This is a genomic window from Kribbella sp. NPDC056861 (assembly GCF_040687575.1).
In the GTDB taxonomy this organism is placed as follows: Bacteria; Actinomycetota; Actinomycetes; order Propionibacteriales; family Kribbellaceae; genus Kribbella.
Genome location: NZ_JBFBNQ010000001.1, coordinates 349,158 through 370,419, shown reverse-complemented (window position 1 = coordinate 370,419; position 21,262 = coordinate 349,158). Strand labels below are relative to the sequence as shown.

General features: G+C 68.7%; 19 protein-coding genes. 12 read left to right on the top strand and 7 right to left on the bottom strand.

The window, feature by feature from the left end; genetic code table 11:
* Positions 1 to 190 precede the first annotated feature (190 nt).
* Positions 191 to 1,330 (top strand): alpha/beta hydrolase, encoded by a 1,140-nt coding sequence (locus AB0P21_RS01625; RefSeq protein ID WP_363692954.1) that lies wholly within the window; start codon positions 191 to 193, stop codon positions 1,328 to 1,330.
* Here the strand turns inward: AB0P21_RS01625 and AB0P21_RS01620 are convergent.
* From AB0P21_RS01620 to AB0P21_RS01605, 4 genes are read right to left on the bottom strand one after another with little or no spacing between them, the layout of a single operon-like run.
* On the bottom strand, positions 1,327 to 2,097 hold the full coding sequence (locus AB0P21_RS01620; RefSeq protein ID WP_363692953.1) for an ABC transporter ATP-binding protein: 771 nt from the start codon (positions 2,095 to 2,097) through the stop codon (positions 1,327 to 1,329). The two genes, AB0P21_RS01625 and AB0P21_RS01620, sit on opposite strands and share 4 nt — an antisense overlap.
* Positions 2,094 to 2,861 (bottom strand): cobalt ECF transporter T component CbiQ, encoded by a 768-nt coding sequence (cbiQ, locus tag AB0P21_RS01615; RefSeq protein WP_363692952.1) that lies wholly within the window; start codon positions 2,859 to 2,861, stop codon positions 2,094 to 2,096. Before cbiQ ends, AB0P21_RS01620 begins: the two co-directional genes overlap by 4 nt.
* A 55-nt stretch (positions 2,862 to 2,916) precedes the next feature.
* On the bottom strand, positions 2,917 to 3,948 hold the full coding sequence (locus AB0P21_RS01610; RefSeq protein WP_363692951.1) for an energy-coupling factor ABC transporter permease: 1,032 nt from the start codon (positions 3,946 to 3,948) through the stop codon (positions 2,917 to 2,919).
* A 58-nt stretch (positions 3,949 to 4,006) separates the two neighbouring features.
* Positions 4,007 to 5,365, bottom strand: coding sequence for an NAD(P)/FAD-dependent oxidoreductase (locus AB0P21_RS01605; RefSeq protein ID WP_363692950.1), 1,359 nt, complete (start codon positions 5,363 to 5,365; stop codon positions 4,007 to 4,009).
* Positions 5,366 to 5,483: 118 nt separating this feature from the next.
* Between AB0P21_RS01605 and AB0P21_RS01600 the strand changes: the two genes are divergently transcribed.
* Together AB0P21_RS01600 and tsaA are read left to right on the top strand one after the other, a co-directional pair.
* Positions 5,484 to 6,239: a metallophosphoesterase gene (locus AB0P21_RS01600; protein WP_363692949.1), complete on the top strand. Its 756-nt coding sequence runs from the start codon at positions 5,484 to 5,486 to the stop codon at positions 6,237 to 6,239.
* Positions 6,236 to 6,637, top strand: a complete 402-nt coding sequence (gene tsaA, locus AB0P21_RS01595) for a tRNA (N6-threonylcarbamoyladenosine(37)-N6)-methyltransferase TrmO (RefSeq protein WP_363692947.1) — start codon at positions 6,236 to 6,238, stop codon at positions 6,635 to 6,637. The genes AB0P21_RS01600 and tsaA overlap by 4 nt, the downstream gene beginning before the upstream one ends.
* A gap of 53 nt (positions 6,638 to 6,690) precedes the next feature.
* On the opposite strand, the gene lpdA is transcribed toward tsaA, so the two are convergent.
* Positions 6,691 to 8,088, bottom strand: coding sequence for a dihydrolipoyl dehydrogenase (gene lpdA / locus AB0P21_RS01590; RefSeq protein ID WP_363692946.1), 1,398 nt, complete (start codon positions 8,086 to 8,088; stop codon positions 6,691 to 6,693).
* A 171-nt stretch (positions 8,089 to 8,259) separates the two neighbouring features.
* Between lpdA and AB0P21_RS01585 the strand changes: the two genes are divergently transcribed.
* Both AB0P21_RS01585 and AB0P21_RS01580 read left to right on the top strand, forming a co-directional pair.
* Complete coding sequence (locus AB0P21_RS01585; RefSeq protein ID WP_363692945.1) at positions 8,260 to 10,383, top strand: peptidoglycan DD-metalloendopeptidase family protein; 2,124 nt, start codon at positions 8,260 to 8,262, stop codon at positions 10,381 to 10,383.
* A 51-nt stretch (positions 10,384 to 10,434) separates the two neighbouring features.
* Positions 10,435 to 10,890 carry a PGPGW domain-containing protein gene (locus AB0P21_RS01580; RefSeq protein WP_363692944.1) on the top strand — a complete coding sequence of 152 codons (456 nt, stop codon included), beginning with the start codon at positions 10,435 to 10,437 and terminating at the stop codon, positions 10,888 to 10,890.
* Here AB0P21_RS01580 and AB0P21_RS01575 read toward each other — a convergent pair whose 3' ends face one another.
* Entirely contained in the window at positions 10,891 to 11,769 is an 879-nt protein-coding gene (locus AB0P21_RS01575; protein ID WP_363692943.1) for an AraC family transcriptional regulator, read from the bottom strand.
* A 124-nt stretch (positions 11,770 to 11,893) separates the two neighbouring features.
* Between AB0P21_RS01575 and AB0P21_RS01570 the strand changes: the two genes are divergently transcribed.
* The 5 genes from AB0P21_RS01570 to AB0P21_RS01550 are packed head-to-tail and all read left to right on the top strand — an operon-like array spanning position 11,894 to position 18,000.
* Complete coding sequence (locus AB0P21_RS01570; RefSeq protein WP_363692942.1) at positions 11,894 to 14,689, top strand: family 78 glycoside hydrolase catalytic domain; 2,796 nt, start codon at positions 11,894 to 11,896, stop codon at positions 14,687 to 14,689.
* A 21-nt stretch (positions 14,690 to 14,710) separates the two neighbouring features.
* Positions 14,711 to 16,033 (top strand): extracellular solute-binding protein, encoded by a 1,323-nt coding sequence (locus tag AB0P21_RS01565; protein ID WP_363692941.1) that lies wholly within the window; start codon positions 14,711 to 14,713, stop codon positions 16,031 to 16,033.
* The gene (locus tag AB0P21_RS01560) at positions 16,030 to 16,899 is read left to right on the top strand and encodes a sugar ABC transporter permease (RefSeq protein ID WP_363692940.1); all 870 of its coding nucleotides are present in this window, start codon (positions 16,030 to 16,032) and stop codon (positions 16,897 to 16,899) included. The genes AB0P21_RS01565 and AB0P21_RS01560 overlap by 4 nt, the downstream gene beginning before the upstream one ends.
* Positions 16,896 to 17,720 (top strand): carbohydrate ABC transporter permease, encoded by an 825-nt coding sequence (locus tag AB0P21_RS01555; protein WP_363692939.1) that lies wholly within the window; start codon positions 16,896 to 16,898, stop codon positions 17,718 to 17,720. Before AB0P21_RS01560 ends, AB0P21_RS01555 begins: the two co-directional genes overlap by 4 nt.
* A gap of 52 nt (positions 17,721 to 17,772) precedes the next feature.
* Complete coding sequence (locus tag AB0P21_RS01550; RefSeq protein WP_363692937.1) at positions 17,773 to 18,000, top strand: hypothetical protein; 228 nt, start codon at positions 17,773 to 17,775, stop codon at positions 17,998 to 18,000.
* 7 nt (positions 18,001 to 18,007) lie between these two features.
* Here AB0P21_RS01550 and AB0P21_RS01545 read toward each other — a convergent pair whose 3' ends face one another.
* Positions 18,008 to 19,123: a heavy-metal-associated domain-containing protein gene (locus AB0P21_RS01545; protein ID WP_363692935.1), complete on the bottom strand. Its 1,116-nt coding sequence runs from the start codon at positions 19,121 to 19,123 to the stop codon at positions 18,008 to 18,010.
* A gap of 333 nt (positions 19,124 to 19,456) precedes the next feature.
* Here AB0P21_RS01545 and AB0P21_RS01540 point away from each other — a divergent pair, with 333 nt between their 5' ends.
* Positions 19,457 to 20,758 carry a globin domain-containing protein gene (locus AB0P21_RS01540; RefSeq protein ID WP_363692932.1) on the top strand — a complete coding sequence of 434 codons (1,302 nt, stop codon included), beginning with the start codon at positions 19,457 to 19,459 and terminating at the stop codon, positions 20,756 to 20,758.
* Positions 20,706 to 21,260, top strand: a complete 555-nt coding sequence (locus AB0P21_RS01535; protein WP_363692930.1) for a hypothetical protein — start codon at positions 20,706 to 20,708, stop codon at positions 21,258 to 21,260. The genes AB0P21_RS01540 and AB0P21_RS01535 overlap by 53 nt, the downstream gene beginning before the upstream one ends.
* The last annotated feature ends 2 nt before the right edge of the window (positions 21,261 to 21,262 follow it).

The window sequence follows — 21,262 nt, the reverse complement described above, 5'->3', positions numbered from 1 at the left end:
CCAAGGCAGGGTGAACTGAGAGTCACCATCCACGACCAATGAGTAACACGCAAGACCTCGGTAAGAAATTCACCGGCGCGTGGGGAGATCAGTAACCAGCGTCCACCCGTCGGTGGAACTTCGGCGCCGACCGGATGGAGATCCGGTCCGGACCGGCCGCCCGGCGGGATTTCGCTGCGACGGTGAAGGCATGTGGACCCGACGAAGCTTCCTGGCCCTGACCTCACTCACCTCGCTGAGCGCTGCGATGCCGAGGGCAACCGCCTCGACCTCTACCTCAGCCTCACCGTCGACCGGCCTCCAGTTGAGGTTGCCGGCGCCGACCGGACGCCATCGGACCGGCGTACGGACTCTGCACCTCATTGAGAGGGGTAGACCTGATCCGTGGGACGGCAGCGCGGATCGCGAGCTGATGCTCACCGTCTTCTACCCCGCCGCGGCGACCCGCGGATATCGCTTGGCGCCACAGATGACACCGCGAGCCGCCGAGTCGTTCAAAGGCTTCGGCGCCTGGTACCACCACCTGCCCGCAGGCGTCGACTGGGCGGCCACCCGCACCCACTCGTACGCCGATGCGCCGCCGCTGCCCGGACGCCGCCCAGTCGTCCTCTACTCCCCCGGCGGTACCGACCCCCGAACGCTCGGCACCGGTCTCGCCGAAGAACTGGCGAGCCACGGCTACATCGTGGTCACCATCGACCACCCCGGCGAGACCAGCGAGGTCGAGTTCCCCAACGGCCGGCTGCGCCAACTCGACATGCCACCGACAGCACCCATGGACCCGGTCCTGTCGCGGCTGATGCTCACCACCCGCTTCGCCGACGTCCGCTTCGTGCTCTCCCAGTTACCCAGGATCGCCCCGGCCGCCGACCTCCGCCGGATCGGTATCTACGGTCACTCAGCCGGCGGCGCCACTGCCTCCCAAGCCCTCTACGACAACCGCCAGGTGAAGTCCGCGATCAACCTTGAGGGCTACCTCGACTTCCTGCCCCTCACCCCCGGCCAGCCGAACGAGCTCTACCCCATCGCCCAGCACGGCACCGACCGCCCGCTACTCCTGACCGGCACCGACGGCTACCGCGACAGCCGCTTCGACAACTCGTGGTCGGCTCTTCTCGCCCACGGCGGCCCAGTACGCCGTACCGAGATCGCCAACGCCAATCACTGGATCTTCACCGACCTCGGCGCCATAGCGCCCCAACTCCAGACCGCCGGCCTGATGACCGCCTCCGACCGAACCACCCTGATCGGCGCGCTGCCTCCGACCCGGTCGATCCCGCTGATCCGCAGCCAGGTCCGCTCGTTCTTCGACCGCACCCTTCGGTGTTAGTGCTCGGGACCTGGGACCGAAAGAGGGTCGAAGCCGTACGGGAGCTCCAGGCGATGAGCTGACATCAGGTCCGCGTCGCCCAGCAGGTCGCGGGTTTTGCCGTCGGCCACGATGCGGCCGGCGTCCATCAGCAGGCTGCGTTCGCAGAGCTGGAGGGCGTACGGGAGGTCGTGGGTGATCATCAGCAAGGTGACGTCCAGGCCGGAGAGGATGTCGGCGAGTTCGCGGCGGCTGGCGGGGTCGAGGTTGCTGGACGGCTCGTCCAGCACCAGTACTTCGGGGCGCATCGCCAGCACTGTGGCGACGGCAACCCGGCGGCGCTGACCGTACGAGAGGTGATGCGGGGCCAGGTCGGCGTGGTCCTGCATGCCGACCTGGACGAGTGCCTCGCGCACCCGGTCCTCGAGCTCGGCGCCGCGCAGCCCCAGGTTCGCCGGACCGAAGGCGACGTCGTCGCGGACGGTCGGCATGAACAGCTGATCATCGGGATCCTGGAAGACCAGCCCGACCTTCCGCCGTACTTCGCGGAGGTGCTCGCGGTGCAGGTCCGAGCCGCCGATCTGGATCCGGCCGCTGCCACTGCCACCGGCGACCGCGCCGAGGATGCCGTTCAGGTGCAGCACGAGAGTCGTCTTGCCGGCGCCGTTCGGGCCGAGCAGCGCGACGCGTTCACCGCGCTGGATGGTGAAGTCGACGCCGTACAGGGCCTGGCGGCCGTCGGGGTAGGCGAAGACGAGACGCTCGACAAGAATCGATGGACCGCTCACAAGCCCGCAACCCTAGCCGTGATCGCGATCAGGACGGCGAGCAGGGAGATCGCGAGGCCCTCGGCCCACTGGTTCCGGGCTGCGCCGGAGGTGGTCAGCTGCGGCATCCGGCCGGTGTAGCCGCGGGACTGCATTGCCAGGTGGACTCGCTCGCCGCGCTCGAAGCTCCGCACGAACAGCGCGCCGACTCCCCCGGCGACGGCCTTCAGATGGCCGGCCCGGCCGCCGGCGTACCCGCGGGACTCGCGGGCGATCCGCATCCGGTGCAGGTCGTCGGAGACCACGTTCAGGTAGCGGACCATGAAGGAGAGGATCGCGACGAGCGTCGACGGCAGCCGGAGTCGCTCCAGGCCGGCGAGCAGGTCGCGTGGTCCGGTCGAGGCGGACAGCACGATCGCGGCGATGACGCCGAGGGTGCCCTTCGCGAGGACGTTCCAGGAGCCGAGTACGCCGGACTCCGACAACGACACCCCGAGTACGTCGACCCGCGGGCCGGTCGCCACGAACGGCAGCACCAGCGCGAAGACGATGAACGGCGTCTCCACCGCGAGCCGCCGCAGAACCGTCGTCGGGGGCAGCTTTGCCAGTGCGACAGCGCCGGCCAGCAGTACGGCGTACAGGGCGAAGGCCCAGAAGACACCGGCCGGGGTGGAGACGACGGCCAGCACGAAGACGAACAACGCGACGATCTTCACCTGTGCGGGCAGCCGGTGGATCCGGCTGTCCACCGCGACCAGCAGACCGTCCCCGGCCGAACCGCTCACGAGCGGCCGACGCGGGGTCTGGTCGCCCAGGTCAGCGACCGAGCGGACAGGCGCATCAGGCGACCTTGTCCGCGCGGGCGGACGAGCGCAGCGACGCGATCTTCGCGATCGCCAGGCCGAGAGCGATCGTGACGAGTACGCCGATGATGCCTGCCAGCGCGCCGGAGACATGGCTGTTGCCGATCCCGCTCACGCCGTAATCGGCCAGCGGGCTGCCCGCCACGGCCGAGTCCTTGGCAGCGCTCTCGAAGCCGAGCTTCGCGCCGACGAACTCCAGCCCGTCGGGATGCGCACTGGCGAACAGGCTGACCACGCCCGCGACCACCAACGTGGCCGCGACGGCGATCCCGTACGACCGGCCGGCCGGCTTGGCCGCGATCGGGCGGTCCGGCGAGACGGTCGATGTGTTGCCATCGGCATCGACCAGGACGAGGTCGGCCTGTAGGTGCCGGGCGGCGTAGACCAGATCCGGCCGGGTCGCGACGACCGCGCTCAGGACGGCGGCGGTGATCACGGCCTCACCGAGACCGACCAGCACGTGCCAGCCGACCATCGCGGTCGCGAGCTTGCCGAGCGGGATGTCGACCGCGCCACCGATCGCGTAGAGACCGGTGAAGCAGAGCGCCGCGACGGGCACCGAGACGAGCGCGCCTGCAGTTGCAGCGGGCACGACGCTGCCGACTCGCTTGGGGAGCGCCTGCAGCAGTGCACGGGTGACGAAGTACCCGACGATGACTGTGATGACACCCATCAAGGTGATGTTGGTGCCGAGCGCGGTCAGCCCGCCGTCGGCGAAGAGCAGACCTTGGACGAGCAGCACCGTCGACATCACCAGCACGGCCGTCCACGGCCCGACCAGCGCGGCGGCGAGCGCGCCGCCGAGCAGGTGGCCGCTGGTGCCGGCGCCGACCGGGAAGTTGACCATCTGGACCGCGAAGACGAAGGCCGCGGTCAGCCCGGCCAGCGCCGGGCCGGTCTCGCGGATCTCCCGGTTCGCGCGCTGCAGGCTGAAGCCGACCGCGCCCGCCGCGATCAGGCCGGTCGCGATGGACGTGGGCGCGTCGAAGAATCCGTCAGGAACATGCATGTGGACATTCTTGATCTTGTTGCGACCCGATCGCAACAAGAGCCGTCCTTACGTCCGATTACAGATCTTTGAGGGCGTCACCGATCGCCCGGTGGATCGTCGGGTAGGCGTAGATCATCTGTTGCAGAGAGTGAACCGGTACTGCGGCATGCACCGCCAGCGCGAGCGCGCCGAGCACCTCGCCGCCGGTCGGCCCCGAGCTCGTCGCGCCGACCAGGACACCGCGCTCGTTGTCCATCACCAGCTTGATGAACCCCTCGTTCCCCGCCTTGTGGATCCAGCCCCGGGTCGACGACGGCACCTGGGTGATCCCGGTCCGGACGTCGATCCCCTGATCGCGGGCCTGCTGCTCGGTCACCCCGACCGCGCCGATCTCCGGATCGGTGAAGGTCACCCGCGGCATCGCGTGGTAGCTCGCGGTCGGCGCGTCGTCAGTCCCGAGGATGTCCAGGACGGCGATGTTGGCCTGGTACATCGCGTTGTGCGTGAACGCGCCCACCCCGGTGACATCGCCGATCGCCCAGACCCCGTCGCCGGCCCGGACGTGCTCGTCGACCTCGATCCGGCGGGCGGCCGGGTCCAGCCCGACCTGGTCGAGCCCGAGCTGCCGGATGTCCACCCGGCGACCAGTTGCCACCAGCAACTTCTCCCCCGCGACCGCGCTGCCGTCGTCCAGCGTCACGCTGAACCCGTCACCGCTGTGACTGACCGCCTTGGCATGGACGCCGGTCCGGAAGACCACGCCGTCGCGCTCCAGCGCGAACCTGGCCAGCTCGCTCGACTCCGGCTCCTCCATCGCGAGGATCCGGTCGGAGCCCTCGATCACCGTCACCTTGACCCCGAACCGCGCGAACACCTGCGTCAGCTCCAGCCCGATCGCGCCGCCGCCGAGCACCAGCAAGGTGTCCGGCAGGGTCTCGAGCTGGATCGCGTCCTGGTTCGTCCAGAACGGCGTACCGGCCAGGCCGTCGATCGGCGGCACCACCGGGACCGTGCCGGTGGCGACGATGATGCCGCGGCTCGCCTCGAACTCACGATCGCCGGACACCACCCGGCCCGGCCCGGTGATGGTCCCGTGGCCGCGCACGAAGGTGACGCCCTTGCCGACCAGGCGGTCGACCGCGACCTTGTCGTTCCAGTTGTCGGTCGCCTCGTCCCGGATGCGTTTGTGGACCGGCGCCCAGTCGGGCGTGACCGACGCCGTACCGGCCATGCCGTCGACCCGCCGGGTCTCGGCGATCAGGTTGGCCGCGCGGATCATCATCTTGCTCGGGATGCAGCCGAAGTACGGGCACTCACCGCCGACCAGCCGCGGCTCGATGCCGACCACGTTCAGCCCCGCCTGCGCCAGCCGGCCGGAGGCCTCCTCGCCGCCGACGCCCAACCCGATCACGACCACGTCCACCTGTTCAGCCATAGCGCTAATCTCGCAGACGGCGACACGCTGGCCAAGCCCCCTGGCGGTGCGTCATCGGACAGTAAGGAAGCAGGTAATTCGGCCGACCGATCAGGCCCGCTGACAGTAGGTTGTCCCCATGTATGTGATCGCGCATCTCAGTGACCCACACCTCGACGGCACCGCGGTCGCGCGGGACCGGCTGCGCAGCGTCGTCGACTACCTGCGGGCGTTCTCGCGGCCGGTCGACGTGGTGCTGGTGACCGGGGATCTGGCCGATCACGGGCTGGCAGCGGAGTACGCCGAGGTCGTGGCCGAGCTGGACCTCGACGTACCGGTACTGATGTTGCCGGGCAACCACGACCTCAGCGCGCCGTTGCGGGCGGGCCTGCCGATCGATTCGCCGGGCGAAGGGCACCCGGTCCATCAGGTGCGCTTCGTGGGCGCGGCCCGATTCGTGCTGCTCGACACGTCGGTGCCCGGTGAAGATCACGGACTGCTCAGCGCGGAGTCGCTCAAGTGGCTGGCCGGAGTACTGGACGAGCCGGTGGACGGTCCTCAGTTCGTGGCGTTCCACCACCCGCCCAACGAGTTGCAGCATCCCGTGCTCGACCAGTGGATCCTGCAGGACGCCGACCCGTTCGCCGCCGTACTCCGGGACAAACCGATCACCGCGATCCTCACCGGCCACGTCCACAACGGTGTCGCCACCAGCTTCGCCGGCCACCCGCTACTCGTTGCCCCCGGCATCAGATCGACCGCTCCCCTGCCCTTCGAGCCGGCCGCCGCCAAGGCCCTCACGGACACCGACACCCCGCCAGGCCTGGCCCTCCACGTCCTCGCCGACGGCCAGCCTCTGGTAACGGTCTACCGGGTCGTCCCTTCGAGCTCATGAACCTCACACTGCAGCCCGTCGGGCAGGTCGAGTCGGTCCTCACCGCCAAGGAGGACGCGCCGCGACAGGGCGACGAAGGCGCGCCCGACGCGTGGCTGGCCTTCGGTGCGCAGTACGGCGATGCGCTGCGCGACCTGGCCGTCGGCGACGAGGTCCTGCTGATCACCTGGTTCGACCGCGCCGACCGCTCCGCCCAGGTGGTGCATCCCCGCGGCGACACCGAGCGCCCGCCGACCGGAGTGTTCAGCACCCGCTCACCCGACCGGCCCAACCCGCTGGGCGTGCATCGGGTCACTGTGCTCGAGACGGACGGCCTCCGGATCAAGGTCAACCACCTGGAAGCCCTCGACGGCACCCCGATCATCGACGTCAAACCTGTGCTCACCGACGAACGCTGATCACGACGAAGGGCCCCGGACCGAGTGGTCCGGGGCCCTTCGTCACAGCGGGATCAGAAGTTGATCATGTGTCCTTCGAGACCGTGGAAGGCCTCCTGCAGCGCCTCGCTCAGGGTCGGGTGGGCGTGCACGTTGCGGGCCAGCTCCTTGGTGGTCAGGTCCCATTTCTGCGCCAGGGTGAGCTCGGGCAGCAGCTCGGTCACCTCGGGGCCGATCAGGTGCGCGCCGAGCAGTTCGCCGTACTTCGCGTCGGCGATCACCTTGACGAACCCGTTCGGGTCGCCGAGACCGTGCGCCTTGCCGTTGGCGGTGAACGGGAACTTCGCCACCTTGACGTCGTAGCCCTTCTCCCGGGCCTGCTCCTCGGTGTAGCCGAAGCTGGCGATCTGCGGCTGGCAGAAGGTCGCCCGCGGGATCATCACGTGGTCGAGCTCCATCGTCTCGACCCCGGCGATGGTCTCGGCCGCGATCACCGCCTGCGCCTCGGCGGCGTGCGCCAGCATCAGCTTCGCGTTCACGTCGCCGATCGCGAAGATGTTCGGCACGTTGGTGCGCAGTACGCCGTCGGCCTCGATCGCGCCGCGCTCGGTCAGCTTGACGCCGATCTTGTCCAGGCCGTAGCCGTCGACGCGGGGCTGGAAGCCGATCGCCTGCATCACCTTGTCGGCCTCCAGCGTCTGCTGGTTGCCGTCCTTGCCGGTGACGGTCACCTTCACCTTGTCGCCGGAGTCGTCGATCGAGTCGACCCGGGTCGAGGTGAGCACGTCGACCCCGAGCTTCTTGTACGCCTTGGCGAGCTCCTTGGAGACCTCGACGTCCTCCAGCGGGACCATCCGGTCCAGGAACTCGACAATCGTCACCTTGACGCCGTAGTTCGACAGCACGAACGCGAACTCGACGCCGATCGCGCCGGCGCCCGCGATGATGATGCTGCCCGGCAGCTCCTCGGTGAGGATCTGCTCTTCGTAGGTGACGACCTTGTCGCTCAGCTGGGTGCCCGGCAGCAGCTTGGTGGTCGCGCCGGTGGCGATGATGCAGTGGTCGAAGGTGACGGTCTCGGACGCCCCGTCGTTCAGCGAGACGTCGAGGGTGTTGGCGTCGACGAACGAACCCCACCCGTCGAACTCGGTGATGTTGTTCTTCTTCATCAGGAAGTGCACACCCTTGACGCGGCCGTCGGCCACCTTGCGGCTGCGCTGCACCGCCGTCGGGAAGTCGAAGCTCACTTCTCCGCTGATCCCGAAGGTCTTCGCCTCCTTCCGGAAGATGTGCGCCAGCTCCGCGTTCCGCAGCAGCGCCTTGGACGGGATGCAGCCCACGTTCAGGCAGACACCGCCCCAGTACTTCTTCTCGATGATGGCGGTTTTGAGCCCGAGCTGGGCGGCGCGGATCGCCGCGACGTACCCACCCGGGCCGGCGCCGAGGACAACAACGTCAAAGTGCGAGGCCATGACCCAAATCCTAGTCGCTGGCGCCAGCGTTTCCCGGACCGGGTTCCGTAAGGACCGTCGGACGCCTACGCTGGGGCAGGCACGGGGGCGGTCCTCTTTCCGTGCGCGCGTGAGGCGCCCCCTGGCCGGGTACTCGATCAGGGGTTCGGACACGAGGACAATGGGGGCTCGATGCTGGGCAACGGCCGGAGACTGCGGCTCGCCGCACTCGGCGCGGTGGTGGCAGTGCTCGCACTGCCGACGTACGCCGCTGTTGCCGACCCGACCCTGCCGCCCCCGGCCTCCGTCACGGACGTGAACCGGTCCCTCGAGCAGCTGCAGGCCGAGGCCGCCGCCATCCAGATCGACGTCGCCAAGGCCACTGTCGCCTACACCAACGCCCTGCAGACCGCGCAGACTGCCGAGGCCGCCGCCAAGAAGGCAGAGGCGTTCGCGGCCGGCACCCAGGCCAAGTCACAGGTGGAGCGCCGCCGCCTCGGCCTGCTGACCGCCCAGGCGTACCAAATGGGCATCCCGACGGTCATGGGCACCGAGTCGATGCTCTGGTCCCTCGCACCGGTCGCGGAGAACCTGCAGGAGATCGCCGACCGCCAGACCTCGATCAGGCAGCTCGGCAGCACCCAGGTCGCGCAGTACAAAGCAGCCACGGCAGCCGAGTCCACAGCCGGTACTGCGACCGCCGACGCCGCAGCCAAGCGTGCTGCAGCCGACAAGGCCACCCAGACCGCCAACGAGCTCGGCAAGACGGTCCGCGAGAAGGCAGCGAGCGCAGCGATGGCCATGGAAGGCCAGCTGGCCGACCTGGCCGGCGCCACTCAGCTGTCGAAGCAACTGCAGAGCACGCGCAACCAGCAGGCGCTGGCAAGCTGGCAGACCTATCTGGCCGAGCTGACTGCGGCCAAGGTCACACCACCGGCCGCGGCGACGATCAAGAACCCGTTCAACCTGCCGACCGGGCTCACGCAGTACAAGATCGCTGGTCAGCCGGTGCCGGGCACTGCGGCCGTCGCCAGCGCCGGACGCGCACTGCGTGTACTACCGGCCGAGACGATCCGCGCGGTCAACCAGGCCTTCTCACTGATGGGCAAGCCGTACGGCGTCGGCGGCACCGGTCCGGACAAGTACGGCTGTCTCGGTGCTGCCCGAGCTGCCTGGCAGCCCTACACGACCCTCGCCGGACTCGCGACCTCCGTCTACGGCAGCTACCAGAAGGTCCCCAACTCGCTGGTGCAGCCGGGCGACATCCTGCTGATCGGCAGCCGGTCCGTCGGCCTCTTCCATGTCGGCATCGCCCTCGACAACGCCGAGATGATCGCCGCTGACGAGGCCAAGGGTTCCGTAGCCGTCAGCTCCATCCCCGACAGCCTGTACGCCGCCCTGCGGCCGACGCTCGGCAAGCCGGCCAAGGCACAGGTCGCCCCGGCCACCACGGCCAGCGCCGCCTCCTTCCGCTGCGGCAACACCGCCACCACGGTCGACGTCGGCACCGGCGCCTGGACCTGGCCGCTTGCCGAGGGCACCTACGAGATCGGTACTCCGTTCGGCCAGTCCGGCGCGATGTGGTCCAGCGGCATCCACACCGGCCAGGACTTCCCCGCCTCCATCGGTACGCCGGTCCGCGCGGTCACCGCCGGCACCGTGCGGGTCGAGCACCCGGCCTGGGCGGGCAACCTGGTCCGCATCGACCACGGCAACGGCCTGGAGACGCTCTACGCGCACCTCAGCGCGGTCGACGTCGCCGACGGCTCGACGGTCACCGCTGGCCAGCGGATCGGCGCGGTCGGCACGGAAGGCAACTCGACCGGCCCGCACCTGCACTTCGAAGTACGCCTCGGTGGCGACGCGGTGAACCCGATGCCGTTCCTCGCGACCGGTGGGGCCGGCGGCAACTGGGGTGGCTACAGCAACGGTCTGATCCCGCAGTCGCAGCTCTGCAGCCTCCCCAACGGGCACTCGCTGCGCTGCGACGCCGCAGCGGCGTACCAGCAGCTCTCCAGCGCGTACAAGCAGACCTTCGGCAAGAGCCTCTGCATCACCGACTCCTACCGGTCCTACTCGTCGCAGGTCAGCCTGTACGGCCGCAAGCCGTCCCTGGCCGCCCTGCCCGGTACGTCGAACCACGGCTGGGGTGTGGCCGTGGACCTGTGCGGCGGCGTCGACAAGTTCGGCACCGCGCAGTACCAGTGGATGGTGTCGCACGCCGGCGCCTACGGCTGGGTGCACCCCAGCTGGGCCAAGCAGGGCGGCAACCGCGAGGAGCCCTGGCACTGGGAGTTCGGCAACGCCCGCACCTAACCCTTGGGAAATCTTCAGGGTTTCGGTCCGGTCAGCACGTACGCTGTGGTTGTGGCCGAGCAGACCAGTCCCGACCGCACGGACGACAACCTCACGCTGGACGCCCAGGACGATCGCTGGGAGTGGCGGCGCAAGATCCGTGCGAACCCGCGCAAGCACCTGATCTACCGGATCGGGGTCGGCGTCGTCGGCGGCATCCTGGTGATCGCGGCACCGCTGACCGGCTGGTTGCCCGGTCCCGGCGGCATCCCGCTGTTCATCGCCGGCCTGGCCGTGCTGGCCAGCGAGTTCGAGTGGGCGCAGCGCCTGCTCTACCGGGTCAAGGACTGGGTCAAGGCCCTGACCGCCTGGACCGGCAAGCAGCCGGCCTGGCTGAAGGCGCTCGGCACCGTAGCGCTGTTCTGTTGCGTGCTGATCGCGATGTGGCTCTACATGGCGGTTCTCGGCGTGCCAGGCTGGCTGCCGGACTCCTGGGAGTCGCTCCTGCACAAGCTGCCCCTGCTGTGATCAGACGCGGGTGAAGCGGGTCCGGTAGGTGGTCGCGCTCAGCCCGTAGTGGGACTTGAAGCGGCGCGCGAAGTAGTTCTGGTCGGGCCAGCCGACCGCCTCGCCGATCCGGCCGATCGGCTCGTCCGAGTGCAGCAACCGGTCGGCGGCCAGCTCCACGCGGTGGCGGGACAAATAGGACATCGGCGGCAACCCGGTCGACGACTTGAACAACCGGACCAGATACCCCGGTGCCAGATGCAGCTCGGCAGCCAACTCCGTCAGAGTCCACTGGTACGCCGGGTCGGACTCCAGCAACCGCATTGCCGTCAGTACTGCGGGGTGCGCCGGCCGAGCGGCTCCGATCGCGTCGCCGGACAGCGCACGGCCCAGGCAGCTCAGGAACAGCGACAACCGCCCGATCACATCGCCGCGATGCAGGTCGAGCGGCCGGGCGCGCAGATCCTCCAGATGCTCCAATTGGCTGATGCACTCCTCCATCGCGATTTCACCCAGCCGGCCGGTCAGCACTCCCCGCCGATGGGCCGAGTTCGGGCCGGTCCAGAGCAGGTAGCCGAGCAGCGCGTCCTCGCGGGTCCAGGCCAGTTCGTGCTGCAACAGGTCGGCGGAGAAGCAGCAGTTGAACACGTCCAGGCCCTCGCACCCGTCGTACCCGTGCCAGACGCCGGGGCGCAGTAGCAGCACGTCGCCGACCGTCAGCTCCTGATAGCCGGCCGGGCTGTGGTGCAGCCCGCGGCCGCCGGTGACGACGGCTACCTCGAAGAAGCTGTGGGTGTGGGCGGTCTGCACGCCTTGGTGCACGTAGTGCCCGGCATAGGCGTAGGCGCCGTCGACGAAGTGCAGCAGCGTCCCGGCGTTCACGATCGGCACCTCGGTCATGGTCCAACATACGAGCGCAGGTGCGTTTTGTGCTAGCTCCGGTGCACTCCGGACTATGCGCGACCGACCCGGCGTCGCAGGATCAGGAAGACATCGAATGAATCGTTTCACAGTCTGGAGTGCCATGACCCGCCCTGCAGCCGCACCCGTGTCCGTCCGCTTCGAACACCGCACTGCCGCCGACTCGGTCCTAGGTCTCGGTACTGCGACCCCCCGCTTGTCCTGGCAGGTCCCGACCGCCGACGCCGGCTACCAGCAGACGGCGTACGAGGTCGAGATCCAGACCGGCGACGGCTCCCCCGAGGTCCACACCGTCCAGTCCCCCGACCAGGTCCTGGTCCCCTGGCCCGGTACGCCGCTGGCGTCTCGCCAGCAGGCCGCCGTGCGACTACGAGTCAGCGACGGCATCGAGTGGAGCGACTGGAGCGAACCGGTCGTCGTCGAGGCAGGCCTGCTCAGTGCAGACGACTGGACCGCGCGATTCGTCAGCCCCCGCGACATCGGGTCCCAGGGGCAGCCCGCACCGATCGTCAGCGGCACAGCCAGCCTTCCCGAGGGGATAGTCAGCGCCCGGCTCCACGCGAGCGCCCACGGCGTCTACGTCCCAGAACTCAACGGCCAGCGCATCGGCGACGAGGAACTCGCTCCCGGCTGGACCAGCTACCAGTTCCGGCTCCGCTACCAGACGCACGACGTCACCGACCTCGTCCAGCCAGGTGACAACACCCTGGGCTTCCTGCTCGGCAACGGCTGGTACCGCGGCCGCCTCGGCTTCCAGGACCAGCAGGCCGTGTACGGCGACCGCCTGGCGATCCTCGCGCAGCTGGAAGTCACCACTGCCGACGGCGAGACCCACACCTTCGCCAGCGACGGCAGCTGGACAGCCCGCGAGAGCCAGATCCTCAGCGACGACCTCTACGACGGCCAGCGCACGGACTTCACTCACGCGGCCGCCGAGCCGACGCCGGTCGACGTACTGGATGCAGACCTCAGCCTCCTGGTCGCACCCGACGGGCCGCCCGTCCGAGTCACCGACGTGCTCCCCGCGCTGGAGATCACTACCTCGCCCACTGGCAAGACGCTGGTCGACTTCGGCCAGAACCTCGTCGGGCGGGTCCGCCTGCGCGTTCGCGGTGGCACTCGTGGAGACGAGATCGTCCTTCGCCACGCCGAGGTCCTCGACGAGGGCGAGCTCGGCGTCCGACCGCTCCGCACCGCCAAGGCGACCGACTCCTACGTGCTGGCCGGACCGGACGAGACCGTCCTCGAGTCGGCGCTGACCTTCCACGGCTTCCGGTACGCCGAGGTCACCGGCGTCGCCAATCTCGCCAAGGAGGATCTCGAAGCCGTAGTACTCGGCTCCGACCTGCAGCGGACCGGCTGGTTCGAGTCGTCCAACGACCTGCTCAACCGCTTCCACGAGAACGTGGTCTGGGGGATGCGCGGCAACTTCCTCGACGTCCCCACCGACTGCCCGCAGCGCGACGAGCGACTGGGTTGGACCGGCGACATCCAGGTCTTCTCCCCCACCGCCAGCTTCCTGTTCGACAGTGCCGGCTTCCTCACCAGCTGGCTGGCCGACCTCGCCGCTGAGCAGCACAAGGACGGTTCTGTCCCCTTCGTCATCCCCGACGTACTGCGCGACGCCGGCCCGGCGACCGCTGCCTGGGGCGACGCGGCGACGGTCGTCCCCTGGGTGCTGTACCAGCGGACCGGCGACCGCGACCTCCTGGCCCGGCAGCTGCCGAGCATGCGCGCGTGGGTCGACCGGATGGCGGGGCTGGCCGGTGAGAACCTGCTGTGGTCGGGCGGGTTCCAGTTCGGGGACTGGCTCGACCCGACGGCTCCCCCGGAGAACGCTGCCGCGGCGAAGGCCGATCCCGACGTGATTGCCACAGCGCATCTGGCTCGCTCGGCCGAGATCGTGGGCTGGGCGGCCGAGGTGACGGGCGACAGCGACCTGGCCACGCAGTACGCGGACCTTGCGGCACGGGTGCGGGTGGCCTTCGCAACGGAGTACGCGACTGATGGTGGGCGGGTGCTCAGCGATGCGCCGACGGCGTACGCGCTGGCGCTGCAGTGGGCACTGCTGCCGACCGAGGTGCAGCGGAAGCGAGCAGGTCAGCGACTGGCCGACCTGGTACGCACCTCTGGCTTCCGGATCAGCACTGGCTTCGTCGGTACTCCGCTGATGACCGACGCACTCGCCGACGCCGGGGAGCCCGAGGTGGCCTACCGGCTGCTCCTTCAGACCGGCTGCCCGTCCTGGCTCTATGCCGTGACCATGGGCGCCACCACTGTCTGGGAGCGCTACGACAGCATGCTTCCCGACGGGAGCATCAACCCGGGCGAGATGACGTCGTTCAACCACTACGCGCTCGGCGCAGTGGCCGACTGGATGCACCGCCGAGTTGCCGGGCTCGCAGCCGGGTCAGCGGGGTACCGCTCGATCGTCATCGACCCACTGCCTGCGGAACAGCTCACCCGGGTGGCGGCTCGCCACCTCACGCCGTACGGGGAAGCGGGTGTCGAGTGGACTCGTGACGACGGCAGCTTCCACCTGGCGGTCACCATCCCCGTCGGTGTGACTGCGACCGTGCACCTGCCCGATGGCAGCGGCCCGGTCGAGGTACGGCATGGGAAGCACGAGTGGACCGTCGCCGACCCGTACGCCGATGCGCCACGGCTCGCGGCCGATCCGACCGTGCGGCAGGTCCTCGACCACGAGACCAGCTGGGACGCCATCGTCGCCGCAGCGGTCGGCGCCGGCGTGGCAGAGGACGACGCTCAGCTGGCCGGTCGCCTGAAGCCCTATCTGGATGCCCCCGCCGCCAAGATCATCGCCGTCGCCGGTGGCGCCTTCTCCCCGGCCGCCGATGCCGTCCGGGCCCAGTTCGAAGCCCTGAACATCACGCACTAGACAGCTACGGAGGCCTTCACCATGAAGCAATCACGGACGGCAGCACTGGCCACCTTGGCTGTTGCCGCGCTCGCGCTGACCGCCTGCAGCGCCGGCAGTCTCGGCTCATCCAGCGACGAAGGCGGCAGCGACGCCGTCACCCTCAACTTCCTGGTCGACAACGGCGAGCAGACGGTGAAGACCGCCGAGCAGCTCGGCAAGGACTTCACCGCCAAGAACCCCGGCGTCACGGTCAAGGTCGAGACCCGCCCGGCCGGCAGCGAAGGCGACAACATCGTCAAGACCCGGCTCTCCACCGGGGACATGACCGACGTCTTCATGTACAACTCCGGCTCGCTGTTCCAGGCGATCGCGCCGCAGAAGAACCTGGTCCCGATGGGCGACCAACCGTGGGGCGCCGGCCTGGACGAGAACTTCAAGAGCACCGTCACCGCCGACGGCCAGATCTACGGCGCGCCGTACGGCGGGTTCATGGGCGGCGCGATCCTCTACAACAAGCCGCTCTACGCCAAGCTCGGGCTGCAGGTGCCGAAGACGTGGGCCGAGTTCATGGCGAACAACGTGAAGGTCAAGTCGGCCGGGGTCGCACCGGTGATTCAGACCTACGGCGAGACCTGGACCTCGCAGCTGTTCGTCCTGGGCGACTTCCACAACGTGTCGGCGGCCGAGCCCGACTTCGCCGAGAAGTACACCAAGAACCAGGCCAAGTACGGTACGTCGGCGACCGCACGGAAGGGCTTCGAGCACCTGCAGCAGGTGCACGACCTCGGCTACGTGAACAAGGACTTCGCCTCCGCGAAACTCCCCGACGGGCTCAAACTGCTTGCCCAGGGCAAAGGTGCGCACTACCCGATCCTGTCCGCGGTGGTCAGCGACCTGGCCGCCACCTACCCGAACTCGACCAAGGACGTCGGCCTGTTCGCCATCCCCGGCGACGACGCAGCGAAGAACGGCCTGACCGTCTGGGCGCCGGCCGGCGTCTACGTCCCGACCAGTACGACGGGCGCCAAGCTCGACGCGGCGAAGAAGTTCCTCGGCTTCATCTCCAGCAAGGAGGGGTGCGACTCGCAGGCGAAGGCCGGGGCGGTCACCGGGCCGTTCGCGGTGAAGGACTGCAAGCTGCCCGCCGACGTACCGCAGGTGGTCCAGGACATGCAGCCCTACATCGACAAGGAGGGCTCGTCCAGCCTCGCGCTGGAGTTCCTGTCCCCGGTGAAGGGCCCGTCGCTGGAGCAGATCACCGTCGAGGTCGGCTCGGGCATCCGCAAGGCCGACGCCGGCGCCACGCTCTACGACGCCGACGTGAAGAAGCAGGCCCAGCAGCTCGGGCTGGAGGGCTGGTGAGCAGTGCGCGGCTGCGCAGTCCGTACTCGCACTGGTTCTACCTGCCGGCCGCGGTCGTCTACGGCGTGCTGTTCGCGATCCCGACCTTCGCGTCGTTCTACTTCAGCCTGACCCGCTGGAGCATCTTCGAGTCGAAGTTCATCGGGTTCGGCAACTTCAGCACGTTCTTCTCCGAGCCCGCCCTGGTGAAGGGCTTCACGAACACGCTGATCTACGCCGTCGTCACCTCCGGGACGAAGGTGGTGCTCGGGCTGCTGCTGGCGGTCCTGCTGACCTCGCAGATCGTTGCCCGCGGCTACCTGCGGTCGGTGGTGTTCTTCCCGGTGCTGGTCTCCACCATCGGGGTCGGGCTGACCTTCACCGTCTTGATGAACCCCGAGCGCGGGCTGATCAACGGCGCGTTGGCGGCGCTCGGGGTCGACGGGCCGGGGTGGCTGACCGACCCGAAGTACGCGCTGCTGTCGGTGGCGTTGGTCGATGTCTGGAAAGGGGTCGGGCTGGCGACGTTGATCTACATCGCGGGGATCGTGTCGATCCCGGCGGAGTACCTCGAGGCGGCGAAGGTCGACGGGGCCACCGCGTGGCAGCGGTTCCGGCGGATCATCCTGCCGCTGGCCCGGCCGGCCACGGTGACGGTGATCATCTTGTCGCTGATCGGCGGGTTGCGGTCGTTCGACCTGATCTGGGCGATGACGCGGGGCGGTCCCGGGTTCACCTCGGACGTGATCGCGTCGGTGATCTACAAGCAGTACCAGGCCGGGTTCTACGGCTTGTCGACGGCGGGCAACGTGATCTTGTTCCTGGTGGTGACGGCGATCGTGCTGCCGTTGTCGCGGTTCCTCAACCGCAGGGAGGTGGAGCTGTGAGGCAGAAGAACTACCTGCTCAGCTCGGTGGCGATCCTGGTGTCGTTCGTCGTCTTCCTGGTGCCGTTCGCGTTCATCGTGCTGACCGCGGTCAAGGACCGGCAGCAGGCCTCGCTGCTGGACTTCTCCTGGCCGCACCAGTTCCAGTTCGTGCAGAACTTCGTCGCGGTCGTCGAGGCCCGCGACTACATGCTGATCATCGCCTTCATCAACAGCACCGTGCTCACCGTCGCCAGCGTCGCCGGGATGGTCGTGCTGGCCGCGATGTCGGCGTTCGTGCTGCAACGCCGGTCGAGCCGCTGGAACGGCCTGATCAACTTCCTGGTGCTGGCCGGGCTGATCATCCCGCCGGCCGTGGTTCCGACGATCTGGGTGCTGCAGCGAATCGGCCTGTTCCGGACCATGCCCGGGCTGATCCTGGTCGAGATCGCCTTCGGGCTGTCGTTCTGCATCCTGCTGTTCCGGGCCTTCGTCGCCACCATCCCACGCGAACTCGACGAAGCCGCGATCATCGACGGCGCCGGCCCGGTCCGGCTGTTCTTCCAAGTGATCTTCCCGCTGCTGCGCTCCGTCATCGTGACGGTCGTGGTGGTCCAGTCGGTGGTCGTCTTCAACGACTTCGTCAACCCGCTGTACTTCCTGCCCGGCGACCAGAACGCCACCGTCCAGCTGACCCTCTACAACTTCTCCAGCCAGTTCACCACGCAGTACAACCTGCTGTTCATGAACATCCTGCTGATCACCATCCCGCCGCTGGTGATGTTCCTGTTCTTCAACCGCCAGATCGTCGCCGGCATGACGTCCGGCGCGGTCAAGGGCTGACCGGCCCAGGTCCGGCGCGACTGAAAGCGCCGGACCTGGGCACCAGGAGACCATGAGTCAGCACAACGAGCCCGAGCCGGAGAAGAAGTCGATCAAGAACGACGCCGGCACGGCGATGGCCTTCGGCATCGCAATAGGAGTCGCTCTCGGCTCCTCCCTCGGCCTGCTGTTGGACAACCTCGCCCTCGGGATGGGGATCGGGATCGCTCTCGGCGCCGGGATCGGCGCCGCCGCTCAGTCCAAGCAGGCCAGGAAACAGGAGCCGAAGGACGGCCAGTAGCCGCTGGTCAGGAGGCGATCACGGTGAAACCGCGGTCGCGGATCGCGTCGAAGCAGCGCTCGCGAACGTCCGGGGACGGGAAGGCCGCGACCACCTTCTTCGTCTCCAGGTCGATCTGCGACACGGTGACGCCGTTGGTCTGCAGCACCTTGGTGACCGTGCTGGTGCAGTGCGAGCAGGTCATGTCCGGTACCTCGAACACCTCGTCGACGGGACTACTCATCGGGCTCTCCTCCCACTCCAGCAGACGAACGAACGTTTCGACAAAGGCGTCGACCACCCGGGGCAGCAGGATCACCCTCAGGCCGCCCACCGAGGTCGGCATATTGGCCAGGCATCGCGGCTGCTCACCGACCGGCAGGTGAACGTACTGCGCCGGCGCATCCTCATCTCTCCCGCTGCGAGCCTGGGCGATCGTCGCGTCCTTCATCGCCCGCAGCATGGCCGCCGACCTGGTCGTGTACCGAACCCCACCGTCAGCCTTCTGCGTGAAGGCCACCGGGATCATCCCGCGCCGGTACGTCGACGACTGCAGCCCCCAGAACCAGGTGTTCGCCACCACCGCGAAGACGCCTGAGTCCCGCAGCCCCCGCGCGAACGACGCCGGATCCCGGTACGGCGTCTGCTCGGCCAGGTAAGCGTGCTGGACCAGCGCGCGAGCCGTGGTCTCCAGCCCGACGCTGAGGATCTCGATCGGATCGCGATCGGTCGTGGTCGCGGCCATCGTCGCGCGCTCCCCCGCGGTCAAGTGCTCTGCTGCGGCCTGCGCCCTCGAGTCGGCCGCCAGCGCGCGCCGCAGTACCAGCGTCGCTTCGCGCGCAACGACGGGCACGACTGCGCCGAACGGCCCGTAGTGCGCGACGTTGACCACACCGCCGCTGTCGTTCCAGATCACCTGGTGCGTCGCGCTGGTCACCAGCTCGGCCGGGCAAGGCTGCATCCTGGTCCGCAAGTAGCTGGACTGGGCCTTGCCGAGGTGACTTCCCGGCATCGATTCCAGCTCGGTCGATCGCGGCTCTCCGGCGATCGGGAACGGCTGCTCCGCACGCAGTACGACGTCAGCGAGCACGTCACCGAGGATCTGCGCCGCGGCCGCACGGTCGTAGGACGAATCAGCGATCACCTTGCGCACCCTCCGGCTCGGCTCTCCTGATTCTCCGCGATTCCGGTCCAGATCGCCTTTCTCGCAGCGTGTCCGGGCCTTCACCGCGTGTTAAGCGCTTGCCCGTTTCGTCCCGGCGGGAATTTCGGAACGATTGAGTCCGATCGGCGGTTTCGGCCCTCCGGACCGGGGGTAGGTCGCAGAGAACCGCAGGCTCGGGGACTGAACTGGGAGGGAACCCTTGTCCACGCATCATCCGTCGGCTCGAGCTGCCGACAACCGGGAGTACCAGGTGTCCAGTGCCGAACCATCCGTTCTCCCCGAGGAGCCGTCCTTCCGACGCGGATAGACCCGATGGACGCCAACGCGCTGCAACGCAGCTGGGACCAGGTCACCCGACACGGCGAAAAAGTCCCGCTGTACTTCTACTCGCACCTCTTCGTGTCACATCCCGAGGTCCGGACGATGTTCCCGCTGAACATGTCCAACCAGCGGGACAAGTTCGTCGGCGCGCTCGGCCGGATCGTCAGCCACGCCGAGCAGATCGAGAACGACGTCGCCTTCCTGCAACACCTCGGCCGCGACCACCGCAAGTACGCGGTGATGACCGAGCACTACAACGCGGTCGGCGCCTCGCTGTGCGCGACCCTGGCGCACTTCCTCGGCCCCGAGTGGGACGAGGACCTCGCCTCGCACTGGACCGCGGCGTACCAGCTGGTCGCGCGGATCATGGTCGAGGCGGCGGAGACGTCGTCGGAGACCACGCCGGACTGGTGGGACGCCGAGGTGGTCTCGGCCGAGCGCCGGACCATGGACCTCACCCTGCTGACCGTCCGGCCACGGCGCACGTTCCCGTTCCGGCCCGGGCAGTCGCTGTCGATGGAGATCCCGCAACGCCCCAAGCTGTGGCGGTACTTCAGCCCGGCCAACGCGCCGCGCCAGGACGGCACGATCGACCTGCACGTCCAGCAGATCGACGGCGGGCGGGTGAGCCCTACCGTCGTACGGTCCCTGAAGGCCGGTGACACGGTGAAGCTCGGCGCACCGGTCGGCGAGCGGCTGACCAGGCGGGAAGGCGACCGCAAGGAGCTGCTGCTGGTCGCCGGCGGTACCGGCTTGGCTCCGTTGCTGTCGGTGCTGGAGCAGATCGACCAAGAGTGGCAACGATTCCAGGCCGGACCGCTGGTCAATCTGCTGCACGGTGTCCGGATGCCCTGGCACCTCTACGACCGGCCCCGGCTGCGCGAGCTGGCCCGGACCAGGCCCTGGTTCGAGTACACCGAGGTGGTGTCCGACGACCCGTCGTACCCCGGCACCCGCGGGAAGGTCGGCACCGTCGCCGCCCGGCAGTCGCTGACGGGACGCACCGCGATGGTGTGCGGCGGTCCGCAGATGGTCGCGCACACGCTGGAGCAGCTGGCCGCCGCCGGCCTGCGCCCGGAGTACATCAAGTACGAGCACTTCTACTACGCAGCCGCGGGCGAGCACGCCGTCGGGCCGGCGCCATCAGGTCAGGAGACAGCAAGTGACGAGCAGCAACCACCGACACCGCTCCGCGCATCAGACACCCCGCTCGATTCGGGACGAGACGTTCCAGCGGCGGATGCGCGGCCTCGACGCGGGCAAGGTCTACGAGTACCTCGATCTGCTGGCTGACCAGATCCAGGCCACCGAACTGGAGCTGAGCGAGAGCCGGTCCAAGAACGAGCGCCTGCAGGCGGAGCTGCTACGCGGGCAGGCCGAGCAGCAGCGCAGCCGGTTGGAGCTGCAGCGCGTTCAGGCGGAGCTGGACCACTACGAGCAGGCCGGCGACCGGGTGAACGAGCAGGTCGTCCAGATGTTCAGCCAGGCCCAGCTGGTGGTCGAGGAGATGGTCCAGGACGTCAGCCGGGACGCTCGCGAGCGCATCGGGCAGGCCCGCGAGCACGAGCGCAAGATCGTCGCCGAGGCGATGGACACGGCCGGGCAGCAGGTCCGTTCGTACGCGCAGACGGCGCAGGCGCACATGCAGTCGCTGGTGGACTCGTTCGCCACCGAGGTCGACAACCTCGGGAACGTCGTCCCGCCCAGCCCGCCGGATCCCTTGCATGATCCAGCGGGAGACTGGCGGGCCGTCACCCGCAACGGCAGCCGCTCGACCTCGCCAAGGTCGGACTGACC